14 protein-coding genes are annotated in these 14,538 nt (G+C 55.8%); 11 read left to right on the top strand and 3 right to left on the bottom strand.

What is annotated here, in order from left to right; translation table 11 throughout:
• Positions 1 to 49: 49 nt before the first annotated feature.
• Positions 50 to 1,120, bottom strand: a complete 1,071-nt coding sequence (cax, locus tag MKY96_RS15020) for a calcium/proton exchanger (RefSeq protein WP_076074340.1) — start codon at positions 1,118 to 1,120, stop codon at positions 50 to 52.
• A gap of 154 nt (positions 1,121 to 1,274) precedes the next feature.
• Here cax and MKY96_RS15015 point away from each other — a divergent pair, with 154 nt between their 5' ends.
• Complete coding sequence (locus tag MKY96_RS15015) at positions 1,275 to 1,640, top strand: Asp23/Gls24 family envelope stress response protein (protein WP_036695005.1); 366 nt, start codon at positions 1,275 to 1,277, stop codon at positions 1,638 to 1,640.
• A gap of 101 nt (positions 1,641 to 1,741) precedes the next feature.
• Here MKY96_RS15015 and ftsW read toward each other — a convergent pair whose 3' ends face one another.
• Positions 1,742 to 3,010, bottom strand: a complete 1,269-nt coding sequence (ftsW, locus tag MKY96_RS15010) for a putative lipid II flippase FtsW (RefSeq protein WP_340941352.1) — start codon at positions 3,008 to 3,010, stop codon at positions 1,742 to 1,744.
• Positions 3,007 to 3,354, bottom strand: coding sequence for a YugN family protein (locus MKY96_RS15005; RefSeq protein WP_076074345.1), 348 nt, complete (start codon positions 3,352 to 3,354; stop codon positions 3,007 to 3,009). Before MKY96_RS15005 ends, ftsW begins: the two co-directional genes overlap by 4 nt.
• A gap of 240 nt (positions 3,355 to 3,594) precedes the next feature.
• On the opposite strand from MKY96_RS15005, the gene MKY96_RS15000 reads away from it, so the two are divergent.
• The 10 genes from MKY96_RS15000 to MKY96_RS14955 all read left to right on the top strand — a co-directional run bounded on the left by MKY96_RS15000 (position 3,595) and on the right by MKY96_RS14955 (position 14,170).
• Positions 3,595 to 4,776 carry an amidohydrolase gene (locus MKY96_RS15000; RefSeq protein ID WP_340941351.1) on the top strand — a complete coding sequence of 394 codons (1,182 nt, stop codon included), beginning with the start codon at positions 3,595 to 3,597 and terminating at the stop codon, positions 4,774 to 4,776.
• Between the two features lie 185 nt (positions 4,777 to 4,961).
• Positions 4,962 to 6,674, top strand: coding sequence for a DNA repair helicase XPB (locus MKY96_RS14995; RefSeq protein WP_340941350.1), 1,713 nt, complete (start codon positions 4,962 to 4,964; stop codon positions 6,672 to 6,674).
• Complete coding sequence (locus MKY96_RS14990; RefSeq protein WP_340941349.1) at positions 6,674 to 8,896, top strand: helicase-associated domain-containing protein; 2,223 nt, start codon at positions 6,674 to 6,676, stop codon at positions 8,894 to 8,896. The genes MKY96_RS14995 and MKY96_RS14990 overlap by 1 nt, the downstream gene beginning before the upstream one ends.
• 46 nt (positions 8,897 to 8,942) lie before the next feature.
• Entirely contained in the window at positions 8,943 to 9,380 is a 438-nt protein-coding gene (locus tag MKY96_RS14985) for a YlbF family regulator (RefSeq protein ID WP_340941348.1), read from the top strand.
• Between the two features lie 42 nt (positions 9,381 to 9,422).
• Entirely contained in the window at positions 9,423 to 9,686 is a 264-nt protein-coding gene (locus tag MKY96_RS14980; RefSeq protein ID WP_036694997.1) for a YlbG family protein, read from the top strand.
• A gap of 64 nt (positions 9,687 to 9,750) precedes the next feature.
• On the top strand, positions 9,751 to 10,236 hold the full coding sequence (locus MKY96_RS14975; RefSeq protein WP_340941346.1) for a MarR family transcriptional regulator: 486 nt from the start codon (positions 9,751 to 9,753) through the stop codon (positions 10,234 to 10,236).
• 159 nt (positions 10,237 to 10,395) lie between these two features.
• Positions 10,396 to 11,637, top strand: coding sequence for an MFS transporter (locus tag MKY96_RS14970; protein WP_340941344.1), 1,242 nt, complete (start codon positions 10,396 to 10,398; stop codon positions 11,635 to 11,637).
• A 170-nt stretch (positions 11,638 to 11,807) separates the two neighbouring features.
• On the top strand, positions 11,808 to 12,194 hold the full coding sequence (locus tag MKY96_RS14965) for a hypothetical protein (protein ID WP_340941342.1): 387 nt from the start codon (positions 11,808 to 11,810) through the stop codon (positions 12,192 to 12,194).
• 92 nt (positions 12,195 to 12,286) lie between these two features.
• Positions 12,287 to 13,186, top strand: a complete 900-nt coding sequence (locus MKY96_RS14960) for a selenium metabolism-associated LysR family transcriptional regulator (protein WP_036729432.1) — start codon at positions 12,287 to 12,289, stop codon at positions 13,184 to 13,186.
• 72 nt (positions 13,187 to 13,258) lie between these two features.
• A complete protein-coding gene (locus MKY96_RS14955) occupies positions 13,259 to 14,170 on the top strand; it encodes a PHP domain-containing protein (RefSeq protein WP_340941340.1) in 912 nt (303 codons plus the stop codon).
• Positions 14,171 to 14,538 lie beyond the last annotated feature (368 nt).

The following is a 14,538-nucleotide window of genomic DNA, read 5'->3' as shown; positions in this document are numbered from 1 at the left end:
CGATCATGTGCGTTTTTTTTAAATGGAGCTATAGGGCCTCAGAAGGGCTTCAGACCAGATAGAACGATACACCGAGAATCAAATAGACCGCCAGCAGCAGCAGGCCTTCGTACCAGTTGGTTGCGCCATCCTGAATAATTGATTTGGCGATGAACACAGATACGGCAATCGCTACAATCTCAATCGTGGTGAAGACAATCGACATGGTGTTGCCCATGAAGTAACTGGCGAAGATCAGCACAGGGGCGACGAACAAGGCAATCTGCAGACTGCTGCCTACGGCGATCTCGACTGCGGCTCCGATCTTGTTCTTCATGGCGAGCATAATGGCAGCGCTGTGTTCTGCGGCGTTACCGATAATCGCTACAAGGAATGCGCCCACGAACAGCTCACTGAAGCCGAAGCGTTCGGTGAGAGTCTCCAGCGTTCCGACCAGCCACTCACTGACGAAGGCGACCATGACTGTGGCAAGGACCAGATAGAGGATTGAACGGTTCCGGGACCAGACCGGAGCATGCTCATTCGGCAGCTCTTCCGCAGTATCGTCCGTAACATCCGCCAGGTACTTCTTGTGTGTGATCATGGAGAAGACCAGCCAGGCGAGGTAGGCGGCAATCAGGAGGCCGGCGACGACAAGGCTAAGCACATTGGTGTCTTTCTCGGTGATGGAATGCGTGTTGAAGAACATGGCGGGGACGAACAGGGCGATAACCGCAACGATCATCAGTGAGCCGTTCAGACCGGCGAGGGTGACATTGAAGTTCTGAACCTTGAACTTCATGCCCCCGGCAAAAATACTGAGTCCGAGGACGAGCAGCAGGTTGCCGATGATGGAGCCGGTCAGACTTGCTTTGACCATGTCAAACAGTCCTTCCTTGACCAGAAAGAAGGCGATGATCAGCTCGGCCGCATTGCCGAAGGTTGCGTTCAGGAACCCTCCAAGCCGCTGTCCGGCATAGTGGGCTACGCTCTCGGTGGCCCGGCCGAGGAAACCGGCCACGAAGATGACCGATACGGCAGACAATATGAACTGAAGGGTATGATCCCAGTTCGCGTAATGCCCTATGGCGCTGAGGATGAAGCTGATGACCAGCAGCGCCGGTGAGATCCATTTTTTCAAAGGTAAGCACTCTCCAGTCTCTATATGTAGGTTGAATTCATAATCAATATACCCAAATTGTTCCTGCCTGTAAACGGGGGTGAGAGAAAGTCATTTGCTTTTTAGGCCGCTTTGGAATTACAATAATTGATAATGAGAGTAGGGGGGATATGGCATGGCAGAACAGCTTCAACTGGAATTGGGAAATATACGGATATCGAATGACGTTGTCTCAAAAATTGCCGGCCTGGCCGCGCTTGAGACTCCCGGAATTGCAGCCATGTCTGGCGGTTTGTCAGAGGGCTGGGCAAAGCGCCTGAGCGGCAAGAACGTGCAGAAGGGTGTTACTGTCGAAGTTGGCCAATTGGAAGCTGCAGTAGACTTACGCATCATCGTACTGTACGAGACGCCGATTCATGAAGTGTGCCGCATGCTTCAGCAGAATGTCCGCGAGGCTGTGGAGAGTATGACCGGGCTTCACATCGTAGAGGTTAACGTTAAGGTCGAAGGCGTAGCCTTCAAGAACGACGAGATTTCTTAAGCACAATTATATTAGGCATCCATGCAAAAGGCAGTCCGGAATTTATTCCGGACTGCCTTTCTACTTGTTGGCTCAACCCTCATTTGTATGTAGGTAGCCTATTAGCGTGCGCGGGTGCCAGCGCTTCTGTTGTTGCGTACCTGTCTGACTGTAGTCACAGACTTCACAACTTCCTCCTTGGCCGGACGGTTGGTCTCCCGTGAGATGCTGAGCATGATCCCCATGCAGAGCATGGTGACGAGCAGCGAGGAGCCGCCGTAGCTGATGAAGGGCAGTGTAACCCCTGTAAGCGGAATCGTATTGGTCACACCGCCGATATTGATGAAGGCCTGAATGGCGATGAGCCCCATGATTCCGATGCCGACCAGGGTGCCGAAGGGATCGGTACACCGCAGTGCAATCAGAATTCCTCTCCAGATGAAATACAGGTAGAGCAGCAGGAACAAGGCGGTTCCCACGAAGCCGAGCTCCTCACCGATGACGGAAAATATAAAATCGGTGTAAGGATAAGGCAGGTAGTGAAGCTTTTGGATACTCTTACCAAACCCGGAGCCTTGTGTTCCGCCTTCGCCCAGGGCGATCAGGGATTGCATGATATGATAGCCGTTGCCCGAGGCGTCTTTCTCCGGATCAAGGAAGGCTTCAATACGGCCCTGACGGTAATCCTGCTTAATCTCAGCCTTCTCGGTGTGCGGCGACAGGGAGTCAATGGCAGTCTTGGCTCCCCAGACGAGAGCCACGCCCAGAATCAACAGGCCAATTGAGCCCATAATGTGCTTCATACTGGCGCCGCCGGCATAGATGATCAGTCCGCTGGTGGCGACAAGAATCATACAGGAGCCTAAATCCGGCTGAAGCATAATCAGTCCGGCTACGATGCCGACGATAATCATGACAGGGATATACCCTGTCCGCAAATCGCGCAGGCGCTCGCCTTTTTTGGTGATCAGGGCTGCCAGATACAGAATGATGGAGATCTTGGCCAGCTCGGTAGGCTGAATGCCAAGAGTTCCGATACTCATCCAGCTCTTGGCGCCGTTAATCCCCTCGGTGGTGGCTACGAACAGCAGCAGTACAAGTGTAATCACGAAGATCGGGGCATACCATTTCTTGAATTTGCTGTAGTGGATATTCATGACAACGAACATGATGAAGCTGCCCAGCACAGCCCAGATCAGTTGTTTTTTGACGAAGAAAAATGCATTATTGCTGTATTTCTCACTGGCAAGGGTTAAGCTGGAACTGGAGCTGAACACCATCAGCAGGCCGAAGCCCACGAACAGCAGGGTGAGAATAAGCAGCTGGAAATCGGGCGTTCCTCTTTTGGGCGGGTTGGCTTTGGCGGCCGTCTTTCCCTTCGCGGCACTCAAACTTCCAGCAGCGCTTTCAATTCATTAATATGCTTCCGGGCTACCTCAAGCACCGGCTGAGGCACCGGAGATTCATATTCCAGCCCGTGGGGGAATGTGGCCTTGCCCAGATAGACAGCTTCAATCGCCAGTACCGCGTCCGCCTTCTCCAGCTTCCCCTCCACAGCACGGGTATTAATACGCAGGAAGTATTCGCCGCCGTCCTTGCGGTCTTCGATCTTGCAGTCATAAGTCGCGCGGTAGTATTCCCATTGCCATCTGATGAATCCTGCCTTGGAGGCACTCTCGTCGAGATAAAGAAGGTCGCTCTTCAATCCTTCGAGGCCCGTGTTCTCAAATATCATAGCGCACAACTCCCCTTAATGAAGTATAATGATTCATTTGTAATTAAAATTTGTTATTGTTCTTCCTCATGATAGTCTGTTTCCCGGGGTTGTGCAAGGTAGAACGGGCGGATTAATACCCACTTTTTTGCGTTTCTGCTACAATAAAAGAAAGTTGGCAGGCTGCGGAGCGGACAGAGCTCAAGGGCTTGCCCCGCAGGCTTATCCGCAGGATGCTGTCAGAGAAGGGAATGGAGAGTTATGGAGAGGTTAGAGATCAAGGAGCTGCTCCCGGAAATGATCAAATGGCGCCGCCATCTGCACCGTCATCCGGAGCTGTCCTATCAGGAGAAGGAGACCTCCGCTTATGTCGGGGCAAGGCTCACGGAGCTGGGAATTGAGGTCCGGCGGAGTGCAGCAGGCTACGGATTGACAGGCATACTTAAGGGCCGGGAGACTGGAAGAACGGTAGTCCTGCGTGCAGATATGGATGCGTTGAATATTACGGAGGAGAGCGGCCGGGAATATGCTTCCCAGCATCCCGGGGTTATGCATGCCTGCGGGCATGACGGGCATACCGCCATGCTGCTGGCTGCGGCGGCGTATTACAGCTCCCGCCGGGAGGAACTGAGGGGGGAGATCCGCTTTCTGTTCCAGCCGGCGGAAGAGGTCTGTCCCGGCGGTGCAGTGGACATGATTGCGGAAGGCGTGCTTGCGGGGGCGGATGCTGTCTACGGGCTGCATCTGTGGACGCCGTTCCCGCTCGGGACGGTAGGCAGTGCGCCGGGGCCGCTGATGGCTTCGGCCGATGAGTTCTTCATTGATCTGACCGGCCGGGGCGGACATGGCGGTATGCCCCACCGCACAGCAGACAGCATTGTGGCCGGTGCGGCGCTGGTTACCGGGCTGCAGACGATTGTCAGCCGCAACGTGGATCCGCTGCGCCCTGCTGTGGTCAGCGTGGGAACGATGCAAGCCGGTTCCGCCCAGAACATCATTGCCGAGCGCTGCCGGATTACCGGGACGGTGCGGGCCTTTGATGAAGAGACGCGGCATCTGATCCGCCGCCGCATTGAAGAGTTGGCGGCGTCCATAGCCGCAGCCTATGGTACGGAGGCGAAGGTGGATTATCTGATGGGGTACCCCCCGCTGGTGAATGACATTGCTGAGTATGAACGCTTCGCCCGTGTTGCCCCTGAGGCGCTGGGTACAGATGCCCATGTGATGCTCATGGAGAAGATTATGCCGGCGGAGGACTTTTCCTATTATGTTCAGGAGATTCCCGGCTGCTTCATCTTCGTCGGTGCGGGCAATGCGGCCAAGGATGCCGTCTATCCGCATCATCACAGCAAATTTGATTTCGATGAGGATGCCATGCTCTATGGCGTGAAGCTGCTGGTCGCTATGGCCGACTCCTGTCTGAATGAGTCCTTGTCCGTATAAATGTTACCGCTCCAGGAAAAACTACTCTTAAATGCCATGGTAACGTGGACAGGAGGGTTCATTCTTGACAGCGGCAGCAGCCGCATTAATAGAATGACGAATGGCTCATATCCGTTAGGGCGGAGGTGGGCTTTTTCGTTGTAGGGACAAATGTGAACCACTATAGCACACAAGGAGGGAATAGGATGAGCGGAGCAGGGGCGGGGCCATGTATCACACGGAATGACCGGACCATTCTGCTGGAATGCGGACATCCGGGATTTGAGGAGGCACGGGCGGTTCTAAGCGGATTCGCCGAGCTTGTTAAAAGTCCTCCAGCCTACCACACTTACCGGCTCACACCGTTGTCCTTATGGAATGCAGCAGCCGGGGGACAGACAGCGGCAGAGGTCATTGAAGGATTGCGCAGGCTGTCCAGGTGGGGCATTCCTTCCGAGGTCGAGGGGGAGATGGAGCTGCTGATGTCCCGTTACGGAAGCTTGCATCTGCACGCGGATGAGAGTGATCCGCAGCTGGTTACGCTAACCGCTGACCGGGCGAGTGTGCTGGATGAACTGGATGACTCTCAGAAGCTGAAGGAGCTGGGCCTGCGCCGGACCGGGGAGCTGCATAGCCATTGTCCGAAGATGAACCGGGGTCTGCTGAAGCAGGAGATGACCAGACTGGGTTATCCGGTTCTTGACTATGCCGGGTACCGGGACGGGCAGAAGCTGAAGATAGCCTGGCGGGAAACTCTTGGGGAAATGGGTGAAGAGAGCAGCGCCGGATTCAGGCTTCGGGATTATCAACTGGAGGCTGTCCGCCAGTTCCAGGGAACCGGCGGACATGGCGGCAGCGGTGTGGTCGTGCTGCCCTGCGGGGCAGGCAAAACAGTTGTCGGCCTTGCGGTGCTGGAGCAGCTGCAGTGCGAGACACTGATCCTTACTTCGAGCACGACTTCTGTAGAACAGTGGCGCGGGGAACTGCTGCTGCGGACCACGCTGAGCGCAGATGAGGTCGGGGAGTACACGGGAGAGCACCGGGAGGTGCGGCCTGTAACCGTTGCAACCTATCAGATGCTGACCCACAGGCGCTCCAAGGGAGGAGCGTTTGTCCACATGAATCTGTTCCATGAACGAAACTGGGGGCTGATTATCTATGACGAGGTCCATCTGCTTCCGGCACCTGTTTTCCGGGCGACCGCAGATATTCAGGCTACGCGGCGGCTGGGGCTGACGGCAACGCTGGTCCGGGAGGACGGGCGGGAGGGGGATGTGTTCTCCCTGATCGGCCCGAGATACTACGACCTGCCCTGGAAAGTGCTGGAGCGGCAGGGATGGATTGCCACTGTCGATTGCATCGAGGTCATCGTTCCGATGAACCAGAAGCTGCGGCAGCAATATGTGTATGCCGGTGCGAAGGAGCAGTTCCGGCTGGCGGCAGGTAATCAGGCTAAGGCGCAGGCCGCAGCGCAGATTGCTGCGGCGCATCCCGCAGCGTCGATTCTAGTGATCGGCCAGTACCTCGACCAGCTGGAGCAGATGGCGCTTGCGCTTGCGGCCCCTCTGATCACGGGCAAGACTCCGCAGAAGGAGCGGAATGCGCTCTACGCTGCGTTCAATGAAGGCAAGCTGACGGTGCTGATTGTCTCCAAGGTTGCGAACTTTGCTGTGAATCTGCCGGATGCCTCGGTGGCAATTGAGGTATCCGGCGCCTTCGGCTCCCGGCAGGAGGAGGCTCAGCGGCTGGGCCGCATCCTTCGTCCGAAGCCGGGGGATAACCGGGCGTATTTCTACACGCTGGTCACAGGAGACAGCCGGGAGCAGGACTTCGCCCTGCGCCGCCGGATGTTCCTGACAGAGCAAGGCTACGAATACGGGGTCCGGATGCTGGACCCGGCGGAAGGAGCTGTTCTCTGATGGAACTGGAACCGGCAGATGATATCAGCAGGCTGTCTGCGGATGCTTGTGAAGTGCTGCTGCGGATAGCGGCAGAGCATGCGGCTTCGCCATGTACAGCGGATTCTGTAGAGCGGCTGCGGCCTGAATTCCTGTGTAGAGCCGAGCAGTTGCTGGCCCTGGAGGAACTGCTTCACACCGGGATGCTGGAGCTGCGTCAGAAGGTGTGGGGGGAGCGGCTGTATCAGATTCCGCAGCAGCAGTATCCCTTGATCCTGCGGAGCTTCTGGACGGGCTGCCCGCAGGTACGGGTGGCGGGGGCAGTCCGGGTTGAGCATGCAGCGTGTTCAGAACTGGCAGGGGAGATCTTTCAGGGACTGCTGTTCATAGCCCAGGAAGGCCTGCCTCTGACCTCTAAGGGAGTGATACATAAGAAGCAGCTTGGCCGGTTAGCCGGAAGGTTGTCCATACCGAGGGAGTATCTGGCTCTGCTTGAGTGCTCTGCCGGTCACCAGAGCTATCCGCTGCGGGTTACATTAATGATTGATTTGCTGAGCACACTGGGGCTGATTACCCGCGGCAGCAGCGGGTATGGATTAGACAGAACGATGCTGCAACGCTGGCTGGCTCTTACCGCACAAGAGATGACGGATACGCTCTACGCCTTGGGAATCAGCCGTTACGGCACTCCGCTGCCTGAGGAGCAGCATTTCAGACATTTGCTCTCGGCAGCAGAGTTTAAGGCGGACGAGTGGTTTGCGGTAGAGCCTGTTCTAAGCTGGATGAGAGAGAATGGTCTCGCCGGGGAGAGGCCTGTACCGGGGGCGGCAGGGACAGGCTCAGACTCAGGGCTTAAGCAGGCGTCACATGCCTGGATTCGTCTTCTGGCCGCCTTCGGCTGGTGTGAGCTGGGGTCTTCAGCAGAAGGGGCGGAGTGCTTCCGCTGGAAGGCAATGAAGCCGCAGCTGACCAGACATAGCCTGGGACTAACTCCGCAGCATCAAGAGGGTGCAGAAGAAGCAGACAGTGACCGGGAAACAGACAGCAGCAGTCCAAGCACAGCAGAAAGCACCCGAGCGACAGCTGTCAGCGGCACCGAATCACCAGATAGAGTCCAAGGAACAGACAGTATCCCGGAAGCAGGTAGTAGCAACCCAAGCATATCGGCCAGCAGCCAAGCAATCCTGGAAAGCGCCGCCGAAGCTCAAGATACCGTCCTCAGCCCGCAGAGACCCGTAGCAGCTGAAGCCGCACGTAGCCCGCTGCCGCAAGCATCAGCTTCCGCGTCCCCCGGCTTCATTGTTCAGCCGGATTTCGAGGTGCTGGTTCCGCCGGAGGTCCCTTATACGGTCCGCTGGACCTTGGCCGGGTGTGCGGAGCTGCTGCATCACGAGGATCTCTGGAGCTTCCGGCTGACCCGTGAGCGGCTGGAAGCCGCAGCGGACCAGGGCTTCGCTCCGGGTGAAGTGATCTCCTGGCTGAACGCCCATGCCGCCGGAGGATTGCCGGAGCAGGTTGAGCTGGCGCTTCGCCAGTGGGCCAGAGCGATCGGGCGGACCGAACTGGCGGAGGTGCTTCTGCTGTCCTGCACCGGAGAGCAGGAGGGCGAGATAATCGCCGCCCATCCCCGGCTGCAGGACATTGTTACCCGTATCGGCCCGCTCCACTTCATCGTCCGGCCGGAGGCTGCCGGGCAGCTGCGCAAGGAGCTGGCAGCCGCCGGTCTGGCGCCGTCCGTAGGGGCAGGGGACCTGAACGGGGCTGCGGGCCAGCAGCGGCTGTTCGAGCTGTCTGGGCCGGACGAACCAGCGCTGCGTTACGTGCTTCCTGCCGCACCCGGGGAACGGGGCCTGCTGGGAACGGGCCCGTCCCTTAAGCTCCTGCCGCTGGACAGGGGCGGCCCCCCGATGCTGGAGCTGCCGGGTGAGGAGGCCGTGCCGCAGATGTGGTTCAATCAGTGGAGGCAGTATCATGTCACTACAGCGCAAAAGGTAATGGAGCAGGCCCTAAGCTGGGGAATCAAGGTCCGGCTCTCCTGCCGGGGCAAGGCGGCGGATTTCATTCCTGAGCGGATCAGCGGACGTCCATGGAAGGTACGGGGCATTCTGCTGCTCCCGGGAACGGAGACCGCAGAGGAGACGGAGCTTGCAGCGGAGGACTGGCAGGAAATTCAGCTGCTGCATCCGCTTAAGCACAGAAATTCTTCTTCTGCTGAGGCGGGCGGATATGTTATGATAAGGTAGTCTATCGCTGCGGTAGAACATTAAATGCAGAAAAGAGTTGAAGTTCATGAGCGTAGCGGAATTAAATACGGTCGATATGGCCGAAGTGCTGACATACGCCTATGAATTAGGCGATATGATTAATCAATCCGCAGAAGTGTCGGATTACCTATACTGGAAGGGACAGGTGGATAACCATCCCGAAATCCAGGCCATCATCAAGCGGCTGCAAGGCAAGAAGGAGCTGTTTGAGGAGACACAGCGGTTTGGTCATTTTCACCCGAACTATCACTCGGCCAAGGATGAGGTTGAGGCTGTAGAGCGGGAGCTGGAGCAGTTCGAAGCGGTGGTCCGCTTCAAGAATGCGGAGAAGACGCTGGATGATATTCTTCATTCCATGTCTGAGGCGATCGCATTCTCGGTCTCGGACAGTATTAAGGTTCCCAGCAATGATCCGTCCCCCAAAGGCGGATGCGGCAGCGGCGGCAAATGCTCCTGTGGATAAGCTGACCCGCGAGGAGATAGAGAAAGAGAGGCGGATGAGCTTATGTTTGCGGAACGGACAGGTTATATTGTATGGGTTAGCGACGTCAAGGCGGCGCGCAACCTGGAGAAGTACGGCACATTGCACTACGTTTCCCGTAAAATGCACTATGCGGTAATGTACGTCAATGCGGAGCGCGCCGAGGAAGTCATGAAGAATGTCCGCAGACTTTCTTATGTGCGCAAGATTGAACGTTCGTACCGCAATGAACTGAAGACAGAATATACCAGCAACGGACCGGACAAGTCCAAGTACTACGGTCTGTAGTTCAGGGATAAAGGTTATTTAGACAGACGCCGCTGGCGTCTGTTTTTTTAGAGGGGGACCAGCAATGAACCAAGAGGAACAGGTCTTAACCGCTTTCCGGGAATTATTCAATAAGATGAGCTGGCTGAACAAGTCGAAGATGGAGATCAGTCTTAAGGGCAATAAACCCTCGGAGGTGCACTGTATTGAATACATCGGACGACATGCAGACGTCAACGTGACCAAGCTTGCAGAGGCCTTGTACATGACCAGAGGGGCGATCAGCAAGATTACACGGAAGCTCCTGCACAAGGGGCTTATCGAGAGCTACCAGAAGCCGGACAATCAGAAGGAAATCTATTTCAGGCTTACCGGTCAAGGGGAGGCTGTGTATCAGATCCATGACGAATTGCACCGTGAGTTCCGGGAGCGGGACAGACCCGTGTTTGAGCAGGTGACCGATAGCCAGTATGCCGGTATGCTCAGCTTCATGGAGAAGTACAACAGGCATTTGGATGAAGAGATTAAGAAGCAGGAGCTGGGGCTGGAGAACAGCACGGAAGAAGATTAATTTCCTCTCTATACTTCAGCAGAATAGTTGAGGCAGAGTTACTTTCACCCGGAAGGGTGTTTTTTTACGCTAAAAATTATGTTTCCTTGGAATCAAAAATGTGCTAGTATGATATTGTTTCTTAGGAAACAAATCATAAACTCCAAGGAGAGAAGATACATGTCCACATCCAGACCCGCTCAAAATCAAGATCAACCCTCTGAACCAACAGTAGATAAGCACGCGCTTATATTCGGTCTAATCTCTGTATTTTTATGCGGAATAGGCTTCAGCATTATAGCTCCTGTGGTTCCATTCCTCGTCCAACCTTACATTAGCGATCCCGGAAAACAAGCGGTGATGATTACCCTGCTGACCTCAGTGTATGCGGCCTGCCTGTTCTGTGCGGCGCCTGTGCTGGGTGCGCTGAGTGATAAATACGGACGGCGTCCTTTGCTTCTGCTATGCCTGCTGGGTTCTGCTGCCGGTTACTTCATATTTGGCCTTGGAGGGGCTTTATGGGTGCTGTTCGCCGGGCGGATTATTGAAGGGATCACAGGCGGGAGCATCGGTACAATCTTCGCTTATTTTGCAGACATTCTTCCACCGGAGCAACGGACCAAGTACTTTGGCTGGGTGAGCGCGGTGGTAGGGGCCGGTACTATTATTGGTCCGTCGATGGGCGGGCTGCTGGCCAAGTTCGGGTATTCGGTGCCCATGTATGTTGGCGCAGCGGTAACGTTACTGAATGCGGGTTATGGCTTCCTGTTCATGCCGGAGAGTCTGGAGAAAAGTAAAAGACTGAAGGCAATCTCCTTAGTCAGGCTGAACCCCTTCTCGCAGCTTGCGAACCTCCTGTCCATGAAGAACCTCAATAGACTGTTTGTCTCCGCCTTCCTGCTGTGGATACCGAATGGATCATTCCAGGCTATTTTTTCACAGTTCACATTGGATAATTTCAGCTGGAAGCCGGTGATCATCGGATTGATGTTCTCCATCATGGGCTTGCAGGATATCCTGTCCCAAGGATTCATTATGCCGAAGCTCCTGAAAAGATACAGTGACAGGCAAATTGCCCTCCTCGGAATGGGCTCGGAAATTGTTGGCTACGTCCTGTTTGCGTTGTCGGCCTTGTTCGCCTTTTATCCTCTTTTTATCGCAGGGATGTTTATCTTCGGCTTCGGAGATTCAGTCTTCGGGCCTTCGTTCAACGGAATGCTGTCCAAATCTGCCGCAGCGGGCGAGCAGGGACGGGTTCAAGGGGGCAGCCAATCGATTCAGGCGCTGGCGAGAATGATCGGACCGCTGATTGGCGGGCAGCTCTATGTATCGCTTGGAGCGGCTGCACCGGCATTTATGGGGGTGATCCTCATTGGAGCGGCGATCCCTGTGCTCTATACGATTAACCGGGCGGACAGCTGACGTTTCGCATTGCAAGACTGCCGGGGATGGCGGTATGCTTGAACAACGGCCGTCAATGCGGTAAGATTGACAACAATAAGAGCATGCCAAGACCCTTTTTACGTGGAGTGTGATGACTATTGCAGGGCAAGGGGATGGACTGGTGGGGGGTGCACGAACCCTTCCACATCATGCTGAATAACTACGGGATTGCCGACATCGTGCTGACCCGGCATGCCAAGAGCCGTTATGCGGACCGGGTAGCTGCTGAGGACAGCGGAAATGTGGAGGTGACCGCCTGGATCTGGCAGGCCCTGAAGCAGAACCGGCTGAGGCCTTACTCGAGCAGTGATTATAATGCCTATCTGATCGATAATGATACGGTGATCGTGGTTGATTTCAGGCAGCTTGAGGGCGTCACGGCCCTCTCCGGAGAGCCTCTGTATGTCATGGTAATCGTGTCTTTTCTGGGCAAAATATCGGTGACTCCGCAGCTCCGGGATCTCAAGAGATACTATTCCTGGCTGCGTCATTCCCGGCGTATGAAGCTGTCCAAGAAACGCCGCAGGCGCAAGTAGGATACTTGAAATGAGGGAGGCATGCGGCTTAGGGCTGCGTGCCTTTTTGCTCTACACTCTACAACTGTAATTAGCGAAGGAGTCAGTAACGTATGAATTTTCATCAGCTTCATATTTTCTATACCGTGTCCGAACGGGGCAGCTTCTCGGCGGCGGCGCAGACACTGCATATGACCCAGCCTGCGGTGACGATGCAGATTCAGGCGCTGGAGGATTATTTCGGAACCAAGCTGTTCGACCGCTCCACCAAAAAAATCATACTCACCGAGGCCGGCCTGACGCTGATGCCGTTCGCGGTGCGCAGCATGCAGCTGATGCGCGAGACGGACCAGGCGATGTCGGCCTTCACCCACATGCTGGAGGGCCGTCTGATGCTCGGAGCCAGCCTGACCATCGGTGAATATGTGCTTCCCCGCCTGCTGGGGCCTTTCGGCAAGGAATATCCGAATATCTCGATTATGATGAAGGTGATGAACACTTCACAGATTATGGATGAGATTCATAAGCATCAGCTGAATTTCGGGCTGATTGAAGCGCCGGTCTCCCACCCGGACATGGTGATTGAGCCGGTAATGGGCGATGAGCTGAAGCTGATCGTGCCCCATGAGCATCCGCTGGCCGGTCAGGCGGAAGTGACGCTGGCGCAGGCGCTCGCCTATCCGTTCGTGCTGCGCGAACGCGGCTCGGGTACACGGCGGGTGATGGAGGAGCAGCTTGAGGCTAACGGGCTTGACCCTGCGGCGATGCAGATTGTGATGGAGCTGGGCAGTACCGGTGCGGTGAAGTCGGCAGTAGAGGCAGGGCTGGGGATTACGATTATCTCGACCTCCTCGGTCAAGCATGAAGTAGCGCTCGGCCTGCTGAAGATTGTCAATCTGACGGATGCCTCCTTCAAACGGCAATTCTACGCCATTCATCTGAAATCGACCTTGCTGCCGATCTCGGCGGTAACCTTCCTAAGCTTCCTGCGCCAGCATGCCGGCGGACAGTAACGGATATGCATAGCTGGCTGCGTGTAGCTGCATAAAAGCATGTAAACTTACTTGAAAGAACGGAGGAATTCCATGACAGACCCTACAAGTCATATCGGGCAATCAGAGGCGGAGTTCGCTACAGCGGGTCTTGCTGATACTGCCGGCAGATGCGACCTGCACACCCATACCCAGGCCTCGGACGGCATGCAGCCGCCGGCAGAGAATGTGCGGCTTGGTTACGAGGCCGGTTTGGCAGCGGTAGCCATTACCGATCATGATACGGTCAGCGGAGTAGCGGAAGCACTGGAAGCAGGCAAGCGTTACGGGATTACTGTAGTTCCCGGTGTAGAGATCAGCACACGGCAGAGCGGCAAGGAGATTCATGTCCTCGGTTACTATATCGACATAGAACAGGAACTGCTGTTGTCCCGCCTGGAGGAGCAGCGGGGTATCCGGCTCGGGCGTAATGAAGCAATTCTGGAGAAGCTGCGCGGGCTGGGCATTGCGATCACCCTGGAGCAGGTAGTGTCAGGGCTTGGCCGGGAGCTGAAGCCTGATGAGAGCATCGGCCGCCCGCACATCGCAGATGAGCTGGTGCGGCTGGGTGCAGCCGAAGATATGCGGGATGCCTTCGACAAGTATCTGGGCGAAGGTGCAGCGGCCTATGTCTCGCCTCCGCGCATTACCCCGGAGACGGCCTGCCAGTGGATTCGTGAAGCAGGAGGTGCAGCGGTGTTGGCCCATCCGGGAATCTACGGGGATGATGCGCTGGTGCGCAGAATCGTGGAGGAATGTGATTTGGACGGCATCGAGGTGTATCATTCCGATCATGGCCCGGCAGAGCATGAGCGCTACCTTGCACTGGCTGCGGAATTCGGCCTGCGGGTAACCGGCGGCTCGGATTTCCATGGTGCGCGGCAGGGCGTTGTTTTCCACGGGGATCTCGGCAGTGTGAGTGTGCCTGCCGCTGTGCTGGAGCAGCTTAAGGCTGCCAGAGGCTGAACGCAGGACACAGTAAAGAGCGCAGGATACAAAAACACAAAACGCCAGACACCAGACACAAGATACAAGACACAAGACACTAAAAACCTCCGACCCTTAGCGCAGGCGCTACAGGACGGAGGTTTTTTGGTAAGAGCAATCCTTACTGTTAGTAGAGCACATGATCAGTAGGAGTAAACCACCTGCTATTATATGCTGTTTATCGCATACATTTGGCCCGTGCGCCTTTCGCGAGCCGATTGTATGCTGTTTTCCGCACACATTTGGTCCACGCGCCTTTCGCGAGCCGATTGTATGCTGTTTTCCGCATACATTTGGCCCGTGCGCCTTTCGCGAGCCGATTGTATGCTGTTTTCCGCATACATTTG

It is taken from the genome of Paenibacillus sp. FSL R7-0302 (assembly GCF_038006885.1).
In the GTDB taxonomy this organism is placed as follows: domain Bacteria; phylum Bacillota; class Bacilli; order Paenibacillales; family Paenibacillaceae; genus Paenibacillus_AQ.
This window is presented reverse-complemented; position numbering and strand designations above follow the sequence as displayed.